The 17,997-nt window shown below is 45.1% G+C and carries 14 protein-coding genes; 12 read left to right on the top strand and 2 right to left on the bottom strand.

What is annotated here, in order from left to right; all coding sequences use genetic code 11:
* Nucleotides 1–166: 166 nt before the first annotated feature.
* The gene (locus tag QMA39_RS10120) at nt 167–1,057 is read right to left on the bottom strand and encodes a LysR family transcriptional regulator (protein WP_281658623.1); all 891 of its coding nucleotides are present in this window, start codon (nt 1,055–1,057) and stop codon (nt 167–169) included.
* A gap of 129 nt (nt 1,058–1,186) precedes the next feature.
* Nucleotides 1,187–1,954 (bottom strand): DeoR/GlpR family DNA-binding transcription regulator, encoded by a 768-nt coding sequence (locus QMA39_RS10115; protein ID WP_281658622.1) that lies wholly within the window; start codon nt 1,952–1,954, stop codon nt 1,187–1,189.
* A gap of 234 nt (nt 1,955–2,188) precedes the next feature.
* Between QMA39_RS10115 and QMA39_RS10110 the strand changes: the two genes are divergently transcribed.
* From QMA39_RS10110 to QMA39_RS10055, 12 genes are all read left to right on the top strand, one after another.
* Nucleotides 2,189–3,226, top strand: a complete 1,038-nt coding sequence (locus QMA39_RS10110; protein WP_281658621.1) for a Gfo/Idh/MocA family oxidoreductase — start codon at nt 2,189–2,191, stop codon at nt 3,224–3,226.
* Nucleotides 3,227–4,234, top strand: coding sequence for a Gfo/Idh/MocA family oxidoreductase (locus tag QMA39_RS10105; RefSeq protein ID WP_281658620.1), 1,008 nt, complete (start codon nt 3,227–3,229; stop codon nt 4,232–4,234). It begins immediately after the preceding gene.
* A gap of 24 nt (nt 4,235–4,258) precedes the next feature.
* Nucleotides 4,259–5,272, top strand: a complete 1,014-nt coding sequence (iolC, locus tag QMA39_RS10100) for a 5-dehydro-2-deoxygluconokinase (RefSeq protein ID WP_281658619.1) — start codon at nt 4,259–4,261, stop codon at nt 5,270–5,272.
* On the top strand, nt 5,262–6,116 hold the full coding sequence (locus QMA39_RS10095; RefSeq protein ID WP_281658618.1) for a class II fructose-bisphosphate aldolase: 855 nt from the start codon (nt 5,262–5,264) through the stop codon (nt 6,114–6,116). Before iolC ends, QMA39_RS10095 begins: the two co-directional genes overlap by 11 nt.
* Nucleotides 6,117–6,131: 15 nt before the next feature.
* On the top strand, nt 6,132–7,976 hold the full coding sequence (gene iolD, locus QMA39_RS10090; protein ID WP_281658617.1) for a 3D-(3,5/4)-trihydroxycyclohexane-1,2-dione acylhydrolase (decyclizing): 1,845 nt from the start codon (nt 6,132–6,134) through the stop codon (nt 7,974–7,976).
* 4 nt (nt 7,977–7,980) lie between these two features.
* Complete coding sequence (iolE, locus tag QMA39_RS10085) at nt 7,981–8,880, top strand: myo-inosose-2 dehydratase (RefSeq protein ID WP_281658616.1); 900 nt, start codon at nt 7,981–7,983, stop codon at nt 8,878–8,880.
* Nucleotides 8,881–8,885: 5 nt separating this feature from the next.
* Nucleotides 8,886–9,896: an inositol 2-dehydrogenase gene (gene iolG / locus QMA39_RS10080; protein WP_281658615.1), complete on the top strand. Its 1,011-nt coding sequence runs from the start codon at nt 8,886–8,888 to the stop codon at nt 9,894–9,896.
* A gap of 29 nt (nt 9,897–9,925) precedes the next feature.
* The gene (iolB, locus tag QMA39_RS10075; protein WP_281658614.1) at nt 9,926–10,741 is read left to right on the top strand and encodes a 5-deoxy-glucuronate isomerase; all 816 of its coding nucleotides are present in this window, start codon (nt 9,926–9,928) and stop codon (nt 10,739–10,741) included.
* Nucleotides 10,742–10,807: 66 nt separating this feature from the next.
* Nucleotides 10,808–12,271: a sugar porter family MFS transporter gene (locus QMA39_RS10070; RefSeq protein ID WP_281658613.1), complete on the top strand. Its 1,464-nt coding sequence runs from the start codon at nt 10,808–10,810 to the stop codon at nt 12,269–12,271.
* A 137-nt stretch (nt 12,272–12,408) separates the two neighbouring features.
* Complete coding sequence (locus QMA39_RS10065; protein WP_281658612.1) at nt 12,409–13,338, top strand: aldo/keto reductase; 930 nt, start codon at nt 12,409–12,411, stop codon at nt 13,336–13,338.
* 92 nt (nt 13,339–13,430) lie between these two features.
* Nucleotides 13,431–13,775, top strand: coding sequence for a VOC family protein (locus tag QMA39_RS10060; protein WP_027954929.1), 345 nt, complete (start codon nt 13,431–13,433; stop codon nt 13,773–13,775).
* Between the two features lie 180 nt (nt 13,776–13,955).
* The gene (locus QMA39_RS10055; RefSeq protein WP_281658611.1) at nt 13,956–17,912 is read left to right on the top strand and encodes a cell wall-binding repeat-containing protein; all 3,957 of its coding nucleotides are present in this window, start codon (nt 13,956–13,958) and stop codon (nt 17,910–17,912) included.
* Nucleotides 17,913–17,997 lie beyond the last annotated feature (85 nt).

Genomic DNA, 17,997 nt, shown 5'->3' with positions numbered 1-17,997 from the left:
TTCGTAAAGACATGTCCCTACAAAAAGGAGAACACCATCAGTGTAAGCCTGAATAATCAGAAAGTGAAATAGCAATCCGGCATTCATACGATAGATAATATCTATGGAAATGCTTACAATTAGTCTAAAGTGGAATAAAAAAATCAGCTTTGGCGTTCAAAGCTGATTAATCTTCCATTCTGCTCATGCGGTTTTGGGTGTAGGTGAGCCACTCCTTGGCAGCAAAGGAAATGTATTGATCTTTCGGCCAGATGATAGCCAGTTCCCACGCGATGGAAGGCTCCGTCACTTTGATTTTACGTACATTGTCACTCAACAGTTGAGAAACGCTCTTAGGCAGCAAGGAGATCCCGAAATTGGAAGCGACCATTTTACCAATAAAGTCCCATTGAGAGCTCTCCGATACGATTTTCGGCAGAAAGCCGGCTTCCTGACAGGCGTTTGAAATCCGGTCATTCAACACAAAATCCTTGTTGAAAAGGATAAAGGATTCCTCTTTTAGATCAGCTAACTCAATTTCCTCGAGGTCCGCCAGCGGATGGTCCGGGTGCAGCACAACCTCCAATTCTTCGTTTAACAGGAAAAAGTAATGGAAACGTTCTTCATCCGTCGGCAGGACAGTGATCCCGACATCCAGTTCCTCCTGGAGAATCTGCTCCTCAATCTTTTTAGCACCACTCTCAACGAGCTGAAAGGTAATGTGTGGATACTGTTTATGAAAACTTCCGAGTGTCTGGATGAACTCTTCTGCATCCATGATCGGTGGCAGGCCGATACGCAGATGGCCTTTCTGCAGGCCGAGCAGATCATCCAGTTGAGTCGTCAGGTTCTGGAAAGCTTTATCAATCGTTTTCGCCTGAGTGAGGATGAGTCGTCCGGCGTCTGTCAGGACGACTTTTTTTCTCCGACGCTCAAAAAGCTCAACACCGAGGTCGTTTTCGAGGTTTTTAATCATTTTGCTGATGGTCGGCTGGGAGATATAGAGGTGTTCGGCTGCTTTTGTGAAACTCTGGAAGTGTGCGACTTCAATGAAATACTGCAGGTGGCGGATGTCCATGAATGAAATCTCCTTTGGCGGGGCTTTTTTCTCATCATAAAGGAGCAAAATTTATTCATCAATGTTGATCCTTTTTTCAGCTATGAAAAAACCACTCGTGAAGGCATGATTCGAGTGGTTTTTTGCAATTTATTCAGTTGAAAGAGTGGTTTCTATATGGTTCTCTTCGAAATAACTCAGGTACTCAGCTGGGATGTAGTTGGATATGATTGAAGCTGGGCTGTTCAACGTAGCTACTTGATGAATACCCCGCTTATTGAATTTAGTATCTTCAACCATAAGCGTCCACGTAAAGGACATGGCCTGAATTTTTTTGTAGATGTAAGTGCTGATAATATGATTGACCGTGAGGCCTGCAGTCAAATCTACACCGGTAACACTGGTAAACGCCTTGTTCACATAAATGCCTTTAAAATAATCTTCAACCCTCTCGGAACTTGTAGAAACCATTCCTTCATGATGGACAAGTTCACCTCCAATAAAAAAGATTTTTGAGTTATAGGGGATGAGTTCATTAAGAGCATTCACGTTGTTTGTAACAATGGTTAAATCCTGTCTATGACGAATTTTCTTAGCTAGTAGGTAACAGGTCGCCCCAGAGCCAATAAATATCGTATCTCCTTTTTGGATTTGAACGGATGCCTTTTCAGCGATCGCGTCTTTTATTTCAACATTATCTATAGAAGCCTTCTGGTAATCATGTGTTGATGAATCGTGTTCACTTAATACAGCCCCACCAAAGGTCTTACGAAGAAAACCCTCTTTCTCTAAAGCGGCCAGGTCTTTACGGACCGTAACATCGCTGACCCCCAGTAGTGAAGTAAGTGTGGAGGTATCCACATTTTTCTTTTCTATAAGTATCTGTCTGATTTTTTCATGTCTTTGCGACGCAAACATCGGTCTCCTCCTCTAACATATCTTATTTGTATTTAAACATAAACGAAACTAAAAATAAATATTCAAAATAAAAAATAACTAAAAATAGAATATAAAATAAATAAATATAAGTAAACGGTTGCAAAATATAACCAGTCAAGATAGAATGTAACCAAATAAAAGAATAATCAGAAAAATTACTTCTTTTTTATTTTAACATTACATGAAAGCGCTGTTATTAAAGGAGGAAGAAAAATGAAAAAAGTGAAAATTGGTATGGTGGGTCTTGGAAGACTTGGGATGGATCATGCAAGGAACATTGCTTTTCAAATTCCGAACGCAGAACTTACAGCGGTGTGCAGCATAGTTGAGGAGGAAGTCGATCATGTTCAAAAAGAATGGGGAGTTCCATTTGGTTATACCGTGTATGAAGAAATGTTGAAGAATAAGGAACTGGACGCTATTGCTGTGATTTCGCCTTCTCCAGAACACTGTGGTCAGATTGAAAAAGCTTTGGATGCAGGGTTCCATGTATTCACAGAAAAACCGTTAGGCGTAACTGTAGAAGAATGTAGGATTGCAGAACGAGCGGTTGAACGCAATGCTGATCGTGTTTTTATGGTTGGTTTTATGCGACGTTATGACCCTTCCTATGCTTATGCAAAGAAAAAAATAGAAGATGGAGCGATCGGGCAGCCGATTTTAGTCCGTGCTACCAGTATCGATCCAGAATCAACTATTGAAGGAGCTATTCGATTCGCTGCAACAAGCGGAGGGCTTTTCCTTGATATGACTGTACACGACATTGACCTTGCACGTTGGTTCCTTGATTCGGATGTTACTAATGTCTTCGCTTCAGGTGGGAGTTATTTACACAAGGAATTTGATGTGTATGGAGATGGTGACAATGTGGCGGCTTTGATGCAGTTTGAAAATGGAACGATGGGGATGTTCCATTCCGGACGAAATGCTCCTCACGGATATCATGTTGAAACAGAAATCGTTGGTACACATGGCACTCTGCGTGTTGGAACGGTACCGGAAAAGAATCAAGTGCAGATCTTTGATACCTACGGAGCTAGAAAAGAATGCGTCTCCGGGTTCCCTGAACGTTTTGAAGAAGCTTACCGGCTTGAAGTTCAGGAGTTTGTTGACTGTATTTTAGAAGACCGAAAACCCTCCGTTAGTGTTTATGATGGTACGAAAGCTACAGAGGTTGCCTATGCAGCGACAGAATCCTTCCGTGAAAACAAGTTGGTTCAGTTGGAAAATCAAGTGGAGAAGATGAAGTGAATGTCTGATCTACGAATAGGAGTTGTTGGATTGGGGCGCCTGGGCAGCCGTCATGCGGAAAACATCTTGAACATTCCTGGATGTGAGCTGACGGCCGTCTGTGCAACGACGGCAGAGAAAGTTAAGCAGTATCAGGAAAAATGGGCGGTCCCTTTTGGCTATACAGATACCCTCAGAATGTTTAAAGAAGGAGGACTGGATGCGGTAGTGATTGCATCTTCTTCCTCGGAGCACTGTCAACAGGTGCTGGATGCCTTGGAATCAGGGCTTCATGTTTTCTGTGAAAAACCGCTTGGATTAACACTGGAAGAATGTATTCAAGTCAGAGAAAAAGCAGAGGAATTCCCTGAACAGTGCCTTATGCTGGGTTTTATGCGTCGGTTTGATCCTTCTTATCAATTTATGAAGAAACAGATCCTGGGAGGGCGGATAGGGACCCCCATTCTCATTCGGTGTTACAGTCTGGACCCTGAATACCTGATTGACGGTCTGCTTCGTTTTGCAGAGACCAGTGGTGGTCTTTTTGTAGATATGGGTGTTCATGATATTGATCTGGCGCGCTGGCTTTTGGAATCGGAAGTGGAACAGGTTTATGCACTCGGAGGGTGTTACTTATACGATGAGCTGAAGGTGCACGGGGATATGGATAATGCTGCAGCACTTATGACTTTTGAAAAACGTGCGATAGGACAGTTTTATAGTGGCCGCACAGCTAGCCATGGTTATCATATTGAGACAGAAGTGGTGGGGACGAAAGGAACACTGCGTTTAAGTCCTGTTCCGGCAAAGAATCAAGTGATGCTCTTTAATGAGCAAGGAGCTGTAGAAGAGTGTGTTTATGATTTCTTAGAAAGGTTTGAGGTGGCTTTTAAGCAGGAAATGCAGGCATTCATCCAGGGAGTGCAGACAGGGGAAAAACTTTATCCTGACGCAGGAGATGGAGTAAAGGCCACGCAAGCTGCACTGAAAGCTGTGGAATCTGTGAATAGTGGAATGGTTGTTCGATAAAATTCTTAGGAAAGTGGGGATTTAATGTCCGTTATTGACTTTGATAAACAAAAAGATTTGGACATAATTCCGATTGGAAGGATCGGGGTTGATTTGAACGCTAATGAAATTAACCGCCCAATGGAGGAAGTTGAGTCATTCAAAAAAACAGTAGGAGGTTCTCCGGCAAATATTGCAGTTGGTGCTGCCAGACTTGGGTTGAACGTTGGTTTTATCAGCAAAGTCTCTAATGATGGTTTAGGTAGGTATTGTACGCATGCTCTCCGCAAGGAAGGAATCGATACCTCCCATGTTCCAACAGATGAAACAGGTGCTATGAATGGAGTAGCGTTTACAGAAATTATCAGTCCTTCTGAATGTCATAACATTCTTTATCGGAATGAGGCAGCAGATCTCAAAATCTCTCCGGAGGAAATGGATGAGGAGTACGTAAAGAGAGCAAAAGCCATATTGATTTCCGGTACTGCTTTATCTCAATCACCTTCGCGTGAAGCTGTACTTCGCTGCATTACATTTGCACGTCAGCATAACACGAAAGTTGTATTTGAACTTGATTATCGTCCATACATTTGGAAGTCCAAAGAAGAGACGGCGGAAGTTTACCAGGAAGTGGCGCGCCAGTCCCATGTGATCATTGGTACGCGTGATGAATTCCATGCCCTCTCACCTGCTTATATGGATGCTGATGATGTCAAGATTGCCGAAGACTGGCTCAGGGAAGAACCAGAGCTTGTCATTATCAAGCGTGGAGAGGAAGGATCCAAAGCTTATACAAGAGAGGGTAAACCTGCTGCCGGTCCTGTGTTTTCTGTCTCTGTAGTGAAGACGTTTGGCGCAGGGGATGCCTTTGCTGCGGGGGTGCTGTATGGATTGATCAACGAATTTAATCTTTCCACTTCTCTTGAGCTGGGAGCAGGAGCCGCAGCAATCGTCATCTCAAAGAATTCTTGTTCTGAAGCGATGCCCTACTGGAATGAACTGATGGATTTCATTGAAAAACAAAAAACTCGCAAAGGAGGAAGGATGCATGATTTGTGATTTTCGTGACGTAGTGAAGCAGTCTTCCCAAACGAATTATGCCTTAGCTGCGTTTAACGTCTTTGGTTACGAGGATGCTGCTGCAGTTGTTGAGGCGGCGGAAGAGATGAATGCTCCTATCCTGCTTGCTACTAATAAGCTGGCCATTGATCATATGCCGGTGGATTACTGGGGCATGTTGCTTAGACAGCTGGCTGTGAATGCGAAGGTGCCTGTATCCATCCATCTTGACCATGCGAAAAGTTATGAAATAACAGCAAAAGCCATCCAAAGCGGATATACCTCTGTCATGTATGATGGCTCCCACCTTCCGCTTGAGGAAAATATTAGAAATACAAAAGAAATTGCAAGAATGGCCCATGCCTTTGATGTGGCGGTGGAAGGAGAAGTAGGACAACTATCTTACCAGGATATCCCAGGGAACCAAACGGTCTATACAAATTCAGATGAAGCATTGGTGTTTGTCCAACAGACCAATGTGGACTGGCTGGCTGTCTCTGTTGGGACAGTACAACGAATGAGTGCTCAGGAAGCATCCATTCAATTCGAACTTTTGGATGAAATTGATTATAAAGTGCGCACCCCTCTTGTGATTCATGGATCCACGGGAATTAAAGATGAAGATTTGGAGCGTCTGGTCCGTACTTCCGTATCGAAAATGAACATAGGAACAGCTCTTCGGAAAGCGTTCGGTTACAGCCTACAGGAGGAAGTACAGAAGGCTCCACATGAATACGATCGGTTAAAACTATTTGAAAAACCAATAGAAATGGTGAAACAGGAGGCTCTTAGGAAACTGGAACTGCTCGGATTTAAACGTGCAGAGGACAAAGTAATTCAATAGATGGGAGGAAAAACTGTGGAAACAATACGTTTAACAATGAGTCAGGCTTTAGTGAAATTCCTCGACAACCAGTATGTCGTTCTTGATGGGAAAGAGTATAAATTTTTTGAGGGTATGATGGGGATTTTTGGTCACGGTAATGTTCTTGGACTTGGCCAGGCTTTGGAACAATACGGGGAATTCCCCTTTTATCAAGGTAAAAATGAGCAGGGCATTGCCCATACAGCAATGGCTTTTGCGAAAGAACGGCAGCGGCTTCAGACTTATGCGGTTACAGCATCAATCGGTCCTGGATCAGCCAATTTAGTGACAGCTGCAGCGACAGCTAGTGTGAATAGAATTCCTGTACTGTTTCTTCCTTCAGACAATTTTGCTTCGCGAAGACCTGACCCTGTCCTTCAGCAAGTGGAAAATAATAATGACTATACATCTTCCATTACCGATACGTTTAAGCCTGTCAGTCGTTACTGGGATCGAATTGTCCGTCCTGAACAGCTCATGACCGCATGTGAGCAGGCTATGAGGGTACTAACAGACCCAGCGGACACCGGAGCTGTTACGCTCGCCCTGCCACAGGACGTTCAGGCGGAAGCTTATGATTATCCAGTGGATTTCTTCAGAAGGCGTACTCATTTAATCGAACGGCAGCCGCTTTCCTCTGAAGCTCTGGAAAAAGCTGTGAAAATTATTGAAAAGAGTGAGCGTCCGTTTATCGTTTGTGGAGGTGGTGTTCGATACAGCGGAGCTACAGAAGCTCTATTGAACTTCGCGGAGACTTTCCGTATACCCATTGGTGAAACACAGGCCGGAAAGGGGACGATACCATGGGATCATCCTCTTAATATGGGAGGCGTCGGAGTATGCGGTACACTGGCTTCCAACCGGCTTGCTAAGGACGCGGATGTCATTCTTGCCGTAGGTACAAGGTTGAATGACTTTGCTACTTCTTCCAAACTGGCCTTTAAGAACGACAGTCGTTTTGTGTCCTTGAATGTGAATGCAACGGATGCTAGTAAAATGAACGCAGCAGCATTAAAAGGTGATGCAGAACTTGGATTGAATCAGCTGCACGATACTCTGAAAATCAGAGAGTATGTATCTTCTTATGAGGAAGAGATCAAAATTGCCTGGCAGGCATGGGAGGAGGAATTGGAACGACTATCCAGTCTTGAGAATGAAAAAGGATTAAACCAGACTCGTGCACTTATGGAAATCAACAAAATGATCGACCCTTCTTCTGTAATCGTATCTGCATCGGGCAGTCTCCCTTCAGATTTAGAAAGGATTTGGAAGCCTGGGGAACCAAATACGTATCATCTGGAGTATGGGTTCTCCTGTATGGGCTATGAAGTTCCCGGAGCTTTAGGAGCAAAAATAGCAAAACCGGACTCAGAAGTGTACGCATTTGTGGGAGATGGAGCATATTTGATGGGACACACAGAGGTTTTCACTAGCATCCAGGAAGGCTTGAAAATGAATATTCTTCTATTTGATAACCATGGTTTTCAATGTATCCACAACCTTCAGCGCTCTCACGGGGTAAGCAGCTTTGGTAATGAATTTAGAAGAAGAGAAAATCACAGCCTTACTGGGGAGTATTCTCCTGTGGATTTTGCGAAAAACGCTGAAAGCTACGGGATGAAGGCTTTTACTGTAACAAATTTGGAAGAATTACAGGCAGCCTTTGAAGAATCGAAAAAAGAGACACAATCGACTCTAATTCATATCAAAGTACTCCCTGGAACAATGACGGAAGGATATGAAGGTTTCTGGGAGGTAGGTGTTCCGGAAGTTTCTGAAAGCGCCGCTGTGCAGGAGTCCTACCAGGAGTTAAAAGTAAAATTAGATGGAATGGAGTGATGACATGCTTGTAAAACAGAAGGTGAAACTGGGGTGCGCCCCTATAAACTGGTCCAACGATGACCTTCCTGCGATTGGCGAGCGTCTTACTTTCGAGCAGTGTCTGAGTGAGATGGCACTTGCAGGCTTTGAAGGAAGTGAAATTGGACACAAGTATCCGAAGAATGTGGATGAGTTGAGCAGGGCAGTTCAACTTAGAAACCTTGAGATCTGCAACGGGTGGTTCAGCTGCTATTTTACTTCAAAGCCTATCGAGGAGACGATTAATGCTTTCAGTGAACATATAGATACGTTGGAGCAGCTAGGTGCTGAGGTTGTCGGAGTTGGTGAAGTAGGAAGTACAATCCATAACGATATCACACAGCCTTTATTTCTCAATCGTCCCCAATTAACAGACGAACAGTTTGATTATCTATGCGAAGGATTGAATCAATTAGGACAGATGGCAAAGGAGAGAGGAATGGCGCTGGCTTTCCATTACCACATAGGTACAGGTATTGAAACCATGGAAGAAATAGACAGGGTAATGGAGGGGACCGATTCGAATCTTGTCCATCTGTTATACGATACAGGACATGCCACTATAGCTGGAGTTGATCCTGTGCAACTTTTATATAAATATGGAGATCGCATCCGTCATGTCCATGTTAAAGATGTTCGGAAAACTGCCTTAGATACTGTTAAAGAAGAAGACCTCAGTTTTATTGAAGGGGTGAAACTTGGACTTTTTACTGTCCCGGGGGATGGAGATATGGTGGATATGCAGCAGGTGCTGACAAAATTGAACGTCTCGGATTACAGTGGGTGGATTGTCGTTGAGGCTGAACAGGATCCGGAAAAAGCAGATCCTTTAGAATATGCCATCAAAGCCCGGCAGTATATTCAAACTCATTTAGGAGTGTGATGTTGGTGAAGGAGAATGCATCGATACAATTTGGAATTTTAGGCGGGGGTAGGATTGGGCGTATGCATGCGGAAAACATCATGTATCGCATTCGCGATGCGCAGTTGAGTGCTGTTTACGATCCTTTCATAGAGCATTTAGAGGAATGGGCGGTAAATCATTCGCTAACGTGTTTAACTAATGAGGAAAACGATGTACTTCAAAATCCTGACATCGATGCCGTGCTCATCTGTTCTCCCACTCATACTCACGCAGATTTTGCAATAAAAGCTGCCAAGTGTGGGAAGCACATATTCTGTGAAAAGCCGGTAGACCTCGATATCAAAAGAATTCAAGAAGTTAAAGCAGTAATGGATCAATCATCAGTGGTCTTTCAGGTGGGTTTCAACCGCCGGTTCGATAAAAGCTTTGAGAAGTTGAAGAGCACTATAGTGTCTGGAGAGGTTGGAGATGTACAGATCATCAAAGTAACATCGCGGGATCCAATGCCTCCACCCCTTAATTATGTTGAAAACTCCGGAGGGTTGTTCCTTGATATGACTATCCACGACTTTGATATGGTCCGTTTCTTATCAGGCAGTGAATTTGTCAATGTACACGCGTATGGCCAGGCCGTGATTGACCCCTCTCTTTCAGAGCACGGAGATATCGATACGGCTGTCACCTCCGGCGTGTTGGAGAACGGGGCCCTTGTAGTTATTGATAACAGCAGAAAGGCTTCCTATGGTTACGATCAACGTATTGAAGTGTTTGGTTCTGAAGGGAAAGCTGTCGTAGAAAACATGCGACCGACAACAATTGAAGTAAGCACAAATGAAGGCGTTTACAAGGATAAACCTGAATACTTTTTCCTTGAACGGTATAAGGAGTCCTTCGTTACAGAAATAGAATCTTTTATCTCTGCCATAAAGAACCAATATCCATCTGCGGTTTCCGTTGATGATGGCCTGAAAGCTGCTGAGATTGCTGTGGCAGCCACTCGTTCTCTTCAACAAAAGAAAAAGCTTCTGGTATAAATCAAACATTCATGAAAGGAAGGATACGTATGGCTGAATTGATTGTGAAAAGTCACAAGCCTGATAAACAGGGGAAAAGTCTTGAAATAACCCCGGAACAGGCGGGGTGGGACCATGTTGGTTTTGAGGTCTTTGCCTTGAAGAAAGGAGAAGAGCTTGAAAAAAATACGGAAGACCGCGAAGTATGTCTTGTTCTTCTGAGCGGTAGGGCTGATGTTGCCACCAACCACCAATCGTTTGAAAATATCGGTGAGCGAATGGATGTATTCGAGTGGATTCCTCCCTATTCGGTGTATCTGCCTCCAAAAGAAAGGTACCATATACAGGCTCGAACAGATCTTGAAGTCGCCGTCTGCTCTGCCCCATCGAATGGAAACTATGAACCAAGGCTCATAAGTCCGTACGATGTAGGAAAAGAAAAGAGGGGGACCGATCATCTTACCCGCCATATTCATAACATTCTTCCAGAGGACAAGCCTGCTGACAGTTTGCTAGTAGTGGAAGTCCTTACACCTCAAGGGAGTTGGTCTGGCTTTCCACCTCATAAACATGATGAAGAGAATCTCCCGTATGAATCAAAACTTGAGGAAACCTATTACCATAAAATCCAGCCTGAAAGTGGATTTGCCTTTCAACGAGTATACACTGATGATCGAAGCTTGGATGAAAACATGATTGTGAACCATAACGATGCTGTCATGGTTCCAAAAGGGTATCATCCTGTTGCTGCACCGCCTGGTCATAATGTTTACTTTTTAAATGTGATGGCCGGCCCGGAACGTGTATGGAAATTTCAAACAGATCCGGAGCATGAATGGCTCTTAGACCACTATAAAGTTTATTAATCCTGTCTTGTTTACTGATTTGAAGCAGATACCTACGGCTTAACTCATTATGGAAGGAATGTGGTCATGGAACAAACTGATGGGAAGAACCAAGTCACTTTTCCTAAGGGAGCCAAAAAGAAAAATCCTAACCGGTTTTTAGCGCTTATCGTCATCGTCTCGACTTTTGGAGGACTGTTGTTTGGGTATGATACAGGGGTTATTAATGGAGCGCTGCCTTTTATGGCTGAGGAAGGCCAGTTAAATCTTTCTCCGCTAACCGAAGGCTTGGTAGCAAGCTCTCTACTCCTTGGAGCTGCTTTCGGGGCGGTGTTCGGAGGAAGACTTTCCGATGTATTTGGGCGGAGAAAGACCATTATGGGTCTGGCTGTTATTTTCTTTCTTGCAACACTTGGTTGTGCGTTTGCGCCTAGTACTGCTTTTATGATTGCATCCCGGTTTATTTTGGGGCTTGCAGTGGGGGGCGCTTCAGTTACTGTGCCGTCTTTTTTAGCCGAAATATCTCCTACGGAACGTAGAGGGCAGATGGTTACATGGAACGAGGTTATGATTGTAACCGGACAGATGCTGGCCTTTATTTTCAACGCGATATTAGGGACGACTCTGGGTGAGGTTGGTCATGTATGGAGGTATATGCTTATCATAGCAGCGCTGCCGGCGGTTATTCTATGGCTCGGAATGAAAGTAGTTCCTGAGAGTCCAAGATGGCTGGCCTCGAAGGGAAGGTTTCAAGATGCCCTCACAGTTTTGAATCGTGTAAGAACCCCGGAAAGGGCGGACAGCGAGATTTCAACGATGCGGGAAAACCTTGAGAGTGAGAGTCAGATGGAAAAAGGGAAAATTAAAGATTTAGCTAAACCTTGGATACGTAGAATCGTATTCATCGGGGTAGGGGTTGCTGTTGTCCAGCAAATTACCGGTGTAAACTCAATCATCTATTACGGAACAGAAATCTTAAAAGATTCCGGATTTAGTACAAAAGCAGCTCTTATTGGTAATATTGCAAACGGTGTCATTTCTGTTGCTGCCATGATTACAGGAATCTGGCTTCTCGGTCGCGTAAGACGGCGTCCTATGCTGCTGGTAGGACTGGCGGGTACAACTTCTTCGCTTCTTTTAATCGGGTTATTTTCGATCTGGCTTCAAGGAACTTCTGCCCTGCCATTCGTAATTCTGGCTTTGACTGTCATGTTCCTTGCTTTTATGCAGGGAGCAATAAGTCCTGTCACATGGCTTGTTATTGCTGAAATTTTTCCTCAGAAAATTAGAGGGCTAGGGATGGGCGTATGCATTTTCTGTTTATGGATCGCCAACTTTTTTGTCGGCTTCCTCTTCCCGATTTCTGTTGACACTTTTGGATTATCTAACACCTTCTTCGTCTTCTTCGGTCTTGGTATCCTGTCTATCCTGTTTGTAGCAAAATATCTTCCAGAAACAAAAGGGAAGACGCTTGAACAAATCGAGGAACAATTTAGGAAGCTTGGAAAAGTGGAATTTAATGACCATAAGAGAGAAAGCAAACTGGGATAAATTATTTGGTTATCAAAGGCCGGGGATGGGGGGTTCCTCTGGCCTTTGACTTATTTTGAGAAAAGGGGCAGCCTGTTTTTAATTTGGTGTTATGTGGTAAACATCGAAAAGGATGAATTTTAGAAGGAGATGAGAAAATGGATAACAGAACAAAACTCGGTAAATCAGATTTGTATGTCAATCCCATCGGCCTTGGTACAAATGCCGTCGGAGGGCACAACCTTTACCCGAATTTGGATGAGGAAGCAGGTAAGGACGTCGTCCGGACAGCACTGAACCACGGCATGAATTTTCTCGATACGGCCTTTATTTACGGACCGAAACGTTCAGAGGAGCTTGTCGGACAGGTGATGAGTGAATATAAACGTGATGATATCATTCTTGCGACGAAAGGTGCTCATGAGTTTAAAGGAGAAGATGTTGTGTTCAACAACTCTCCTGCCTTCTTAAAGCAGTCCGTGGAGGACAGTCTACAGCGTCTAGGGACGGATTATATCGACCTGTATTACATTCACTTCCCGGATGAGGATACGCCGAAAGATGAAGCGGTGGGTGCTCTGAAGGAATTGAAGGATGAAGGGAAAGTACGCTCAATAGGCGTTTCCAATTTCTCTGTTGACGAGTTGAAAGAAGCCAACAAGGACGGATATGTGGATGTGATTCAAAGTGAATATAATCTGTTCAAGCGTGGAGCGGAAGAGGATATGCTTCCTTACACAGCGGACAACCAAATCAGCTTTGTTCCATACTTCCCGTTTGCTTCCGGACTGTTAGCTGGTAAGTATGATAAAAATACGACGTTCAACGATCTGCGTGCAGAAAATCCGTTGTTCCAAGGAGAAGAGTTCAAAAAGAATCTGGATAAAGTTGAGAAGCTTCGTCCAATCGCTGAGGAAAAAGGCGTGGATATTCCGCATATTGTCCTGTCGTGGTATTTGAATCAGCCATCCATTGATGCGGTTATCCCTGGTGCAAAACGCACCCAGCAGGTCGTCGATAATCTGAAAACGCTGGATGTGAAGTTGAACGACAATGAAATCTCTAAAATCGATCAGATCTTTTCCTAAAAGCCTGCCTTTGTGCAGGCTTTTTTCTCTGTGGATAGAATAAGAAAGGTGGAAGGGGTCATCCTGGAAATAGAAAAGGGAAGAGGTGGAAGATGAAGATTCTTGGATACAGGTATGTTGATGTTTCTGAACATAGTGAGGCGATGGTGGACTTTTTTCAAAACAAACTGGGCGTCGGGAATGCGTGGGAGGATACGGAGGAATATCGCGGCGGTATCTTTAAGGCAGGAGACAGCTGGCTCGAGTTCTGGCACAAAAATGAGTGTATGATGCCTGTGAAAATGCTGCAGCTGGTCGTGGATGATGCGGATGCTTTTGCGGAGCACGCCAAACAGCAGGGGGTTGAGGTTCACGGCCCCATTGAAGAACATGGGGAAAAGATGTATTCGACAACCGCCCCTGACGGGATGCCTGTGACCATCTTATCCTCTTTATAGAAAATAAAAGCCCGGCATATCAGCCGGGCTTTTATTGTGGCCGGAAGTCTATTCTCTCCATTGTAAACGCATACATTTTATTTGTCTAATATTAATACTATTTACACAAATCAAACAATGAATGCTTTATAATGGGGGATGTTGGTGTATCGTGTCAATAATTATCGGGGAGGACCACAAATGAAAAAGAAAGGCCTCGTCAAAGGGGTTAGTTCAGTTGTTGTAAGCTCAATGGTGTTAGGCATGCTTGCCGGACCCGCTTATAATGTGAAAGCGGAAGCACCCACAGCGGATACGCTGTTGTTTTCGGAGTATGTGGAAGGCGGTTCCTTTAATAAAGCGCTGGAACTGTTCAATGGGACGGAAAATGATTTAGACCTTAGTCAGTTTACGCTTGATCATCATAATGGGGGTGCCGGGGAACCTACGTATTCCTTAGAGCTTAAAGGCACACTGGCCGCTGGGGAAACATATGTGATTGCTAATGAAAAAGCCTCGCAGGATATTCTGGATGTGGCTGATCAAGTGACCAATGATCAGACGATGGGCTTCAATGGAAATGATACGCTTGTCCTTAAAAAGGATGGAGTGATTATTGATTCCATCGGACAAGTCGGTTTGAGTGATGACTTTGCTAAGGATGTTACGCTCACGAGGAAAACGGATCAGCTTGTTGGAGATGCCGATCCATCAGATAGCTTTGATATAAACACTTCGTACAATACCCACGCCAAAGATACCATTTCTTATCTAGGAAAATACCCGGACGTAACAGAAAACGTTGATGTAAGCAAGATCAAGGATGCCCGAAGTGTTGATGATGGGACGACTGTCAAAGTACAGGGAATTGTGACGGCATCGTTTGCAGAGGGCGGACAAACCAACTTATACATACAGGATGATACGGCAGGCATTATCGTCCGCGCCGCTGGTCTGGATGCTTCTATTGGAGATGAAGTGACAGCACAGGGTCCTTTCGGAGCGTATAACGGCCTGCAGCAGATTGCGACTAGTGCAGATCAGGTAATCGTAACGACTGAAAACAAAGGAACGCCGGATGTCCAGCTCGTGACTAGCGCTGATTTTTCTTCTGAGCAGGGGGAAAGTGTCGAAAGTGAATACGTGAAAGTTCAGGATATTACGATCACGGATGTCAATCAGTATGGGGATTATACAGCTGAAGATGAGGATGGTACGTTCCTGATTTCCCCGAAAACGGATTTGGAGATGGAAGTCGGTAAAACATATGAACTTGTCGAAGGTGTGGTTACATACGCATATGGTGAATACCGCCTTGTTCCCAGAGAAGAAGCGGATGTCGTTGAGACCATTTTCTCAGTAGCTGCCAGCCCGTCATCAGGTAGTGTAGTGAAAGGATCAGAAATCAAACTTCGTACCGCCCAGCCGGATGCGTCGATCTACTACACAATGGATGGAAGTGACCCGACAAAAGAAAGTACTGCCTACACAAGTCCTATCACACTGAATGAAGATACAACGATTAAAGCTGTTGTTATCAAAGACAGTGGAGAAGTCAGTGAAACGGCGAGTTTCTCATATGAAGTCCTGACGCCGCTTGATAACGTAGATATCCATGATATTCAGGGTGCTGCTCATGAATCCCCTTATAAGGATATGAACGTGGAAAATGTAGACGGGGTGGTAACCGCTCTGGATGGAAGCAATGGATTCTATATGCAGGACCAGGATCCTGACAGCGATGCGGCCACTTCTGAAGGGATTTACGTCTATTCCAGGAATTCAGGAGTAAGTGTTGGAGATGCCGTCAACGTCAATGGTCAGGTGAACGAATGGAGAGAAGACGGCTATGATGATGCGGACGATCTCTTGACAACGCAGATTAGTGCTGCTGCTGTGGAAGTGACTTCTTCTGACGAGACGCTGCCGGATACGACGGTCATTGGTGAGGACCGCATCCAGCCGACCGAAAACGTCGAGGATGACGGATTGACCAGCTTTGATGCAGAGGAGGACGCCATTGACTTTTACGAAAGTCTGGAAGGCATGGTGGTGGAACTGAAAGATGCGACCGTTACAGGACCTCCAAAGTACGATGAAGTGGCCGTTTATGTAGACAAAAGCGAAGATCAGCGAATGACAGAAGCCGGCGGCCTGCTCATTTCCCCTGATGATTACAACCCGGAGCGGGTCCTTGTTGATATTGATGGATACGACGTCGATGTCACCGTAGGAGACAGGATGAATGGATCAATCACAGGTGTCGTCGGTTACGATTACAGCAATTTCAAAATCCGGACAACCGGAGATTTCCCAACGGTTGAAGATGGCGGGACGGAACGTGAAACCTCTGACCTCCAGGTGGAAGAAGATAAACTGAATGTGGCCACGTACAACATGGAAAACTTCTCTGCGGATACCTCTCAGGAAAAAGTGGATCGAATTGCCGAGTCCATGGTCAACAATCTCAACCAGCCTGACATTATCGGGCTTGTCGAAGTCCAGGACAATAACGGCCCGACCGATGACGGGACTGTCGAGGCTGATGAGTCCTACAAGAAGCTTATCCAAGCGATTGAGAATGCCGGCGGACCGTCGTATCAGTTCACAGATGTCGCTCCGTTGGATAAGACGGATGGCGGCCAGCCGGGAGGGAACATCCGTGTTGGATTTATTTACAACCCGGAGCGGGTTTCTCTTCCTGACAAAGAAAAAGGTGACGCTGTGACAGCGGTGGATGTAGATGAAAACGGCCTTACGCTGAATCCCGGCCGGATTGATCCTGAAAATGAAGCTTTTGATGATTCCCGTAAGCCTTTGGCTGCTGAATTCGAGTTTAACGGAGAGAAAATTATTGTGGTCACAAGTCATTTTAACTCCAAAGGCGGAGATGATGCCCTGTTTGGAGCCAGCCATCCGATTGAACTGGGCAGCGAAGTCCAGCGCATGAAACAGGCGGAAGTCGTCAACGGCTTCGTCCAGAAAGTCGTGGATCATGTAAGTGATGCAAACGTCGTCGTGATGGGCGACTTGAATGATTTTGAATTCTCCAACCCGATCAATGCCCTTGAAGGCGATGTGATGACAAATATGGTGGAGAAGCTTCCGGTAGAAGAGCGTTATTCCTATAACTATCAAGGGAACTCCCAGGTGCTGGATCACATTTTAGTGACCAACAATCTTTCCGCACGTACGTCGATCGACAGTGTCAATATTAATGCTGACTTCTCAGAAGAAGCCGGACGCGCCAGTGACCATGACCCAATGCTTGCGCAGATTGATTTTGCGGATACCGCCGAAAGGATCTCCGGCATAGACCGCTATCAAACAGCCATTGAAGTATCTAAAAAAGGCTGGGAGCAGTCGGGAACGGTGGTTATTGCACGCGGAGATTCATTCCCGGATGCCCTGGCAGGAGCACCGCTTGCGTATAAGCTGGATGCCCCGATTCTTTTGACGAAATCTAATAAACTATCATCCGAAGTCAAAGCAGAGTTGGATCGTCTTGGTGCTGAAAAAGCTGTCATCCTGGGCGGAGACGGGGCGGTATCCGATTATGTCCGCTACCAGCTTGAGGGTCAGGGTCTTTCTGTTGAACGTATTGACGGAAAAGACCGCTATGAGACGGCAGCCAATATTGCCGCTCGTCTCGACGGCAGCCCGGATAAAGCGATCGTAGCGGACGGAAGAAATTACCCGGATGCTTTGTCTGCAGCTTCCTTTGCCGCACAAAACGGATACCCGATTCTATTGACCAAAACGAACGAACTACCGGCTGAAACCAAACGCGCCTTAAAGAATATGGAGAGCACGATTGTTACGGGTGGGACGAAAGCTGTGAGTGATGATGTTTTGAATCAGCTTCCCGATGCCATGCGAGTCAGTGGAGCAGACCGCTACGCGACAGCAGCGAAGATTGCCGGCGAACTCTCCGGAAATTCTAAAGCCGCTTTCGTTTCTACAGGACGTGACTTTGCTGATGCTCTCACCGGGTCTGTCCTGGCTGCAAAATACGGTGCGCCTATGCTTTTAGTGAAGCCGGACGATATCCCGGACAGCATTGATGATGTCATTGAAAGTATGGATTACCGTAACTTTCATGTACTTGGTGGAACAAAAGCCGTAAGCGATGATGTGCTGAACGAATTGCAGGACTAAAACTTTTAATCTATTCCTCCAGCATCGGATCTGCCCTGCCTTGCAACAACTGAAGCGGGACAGAGCTGATGCCGGAGATTTATAA

The organism is Halobacillus sp. Cin3 (assembly GCF_947311855.1).
In the GTDB taxonomy this organism is placed as follows: Bacteria; Bacillota; Bacilli; order Bacillales; family Halobacillaceae; genus Halobacillus; species Halobacillus kuroshimensis.
The sequence above is the reverse complement of the archived record's forward strand: the minus strand, read 5'-3'. Positions and strand labels throughout refer to the sequence as shown.

Bases quoted from the DNA above. Each gene is read 5' to 3' on its own strand.
- QMA39_RS10120 (WP_281658623.1), bottom strand. From the start codon at position 1,057: ATGGACATCCGCCACCTGCAGTATTTCATTGAAGTCGCACACTTCCAG.
- QMA39_RS10115 (WP_281658622.1), bottom strand. From the start codon at position 1,954: ATGTTTGCGTCGCAAAGACATGAAAAAATCAGACAGATACTTATAGAA.
- QMA39_RS10110 (WP_281658621.1), top strand. From the start codon at position 2,189: ATGAAAAAAGTGAAAATTGGTATGGTGGGTCTTGGAAGACTTGGGATG.
- QMA39_RS10105 (WP_281658620.1), top strand. From the start codon at position 3,227: ATGTCTGATCTACGAATAGGAGTTGTTGGATTGGGGCGCCTGGGCAGC.
- iolC (WP_281658619.1), top strand. From the start codon at position 4,259: ATGTCCGTTATTGACTTTGATAAACAAAAAGATTTGGACATAATTCCG.
- QMA39_RS10095 (WP_281658618.1), top strand. From the start codon at position 5,262: ATGATTTGTGATTTTCGTGACGTAGTGAAGCAGTCTTCCCAAACGAAT.
- iolE (WP_281658616.1), top strand. From the start codon at position 7,981: ATGCTTGTAAAACAGAAGGTGAAACTGGGGTGCGCCCCTATAAACTGG.
- iolB (WP_281658614.1), top strand. From the start codon at position 9,926: ATGGCTGAATTGATTGTGAAAAGTCACAAGCCTGATAAACAGGGGAAA.
- QMA39_RS10070 (WP_281658613.1), top strand. From the start codon at position 10,808: ATGGAACAAACTGATGGGAAGAACCAAGTCACTTTTCCTAAGGGAGCC.
- QMA39_RS10065 (WP_281658612.1), top strand. From the start codon at position 12,409: ATGGATAACAGAACAAAACTCGGTAAATCAGATTTGTATGTCAATCCC.
- QMA39_RS10060 (WP_027954929.1), top strand. From the start codon at position 13,431: ATGAAGATTCTTGGATACAGGTATGTTGATGTTTCTGAACATAGTGAG.
- QMA39_RS10055 (WP_281658611.1), top strand. From the start codon at position 13,956: ATGAAAAAGAAAGGCCTCGTCAAAGGGGTTAGTTCAGTTGTTGTAAGC.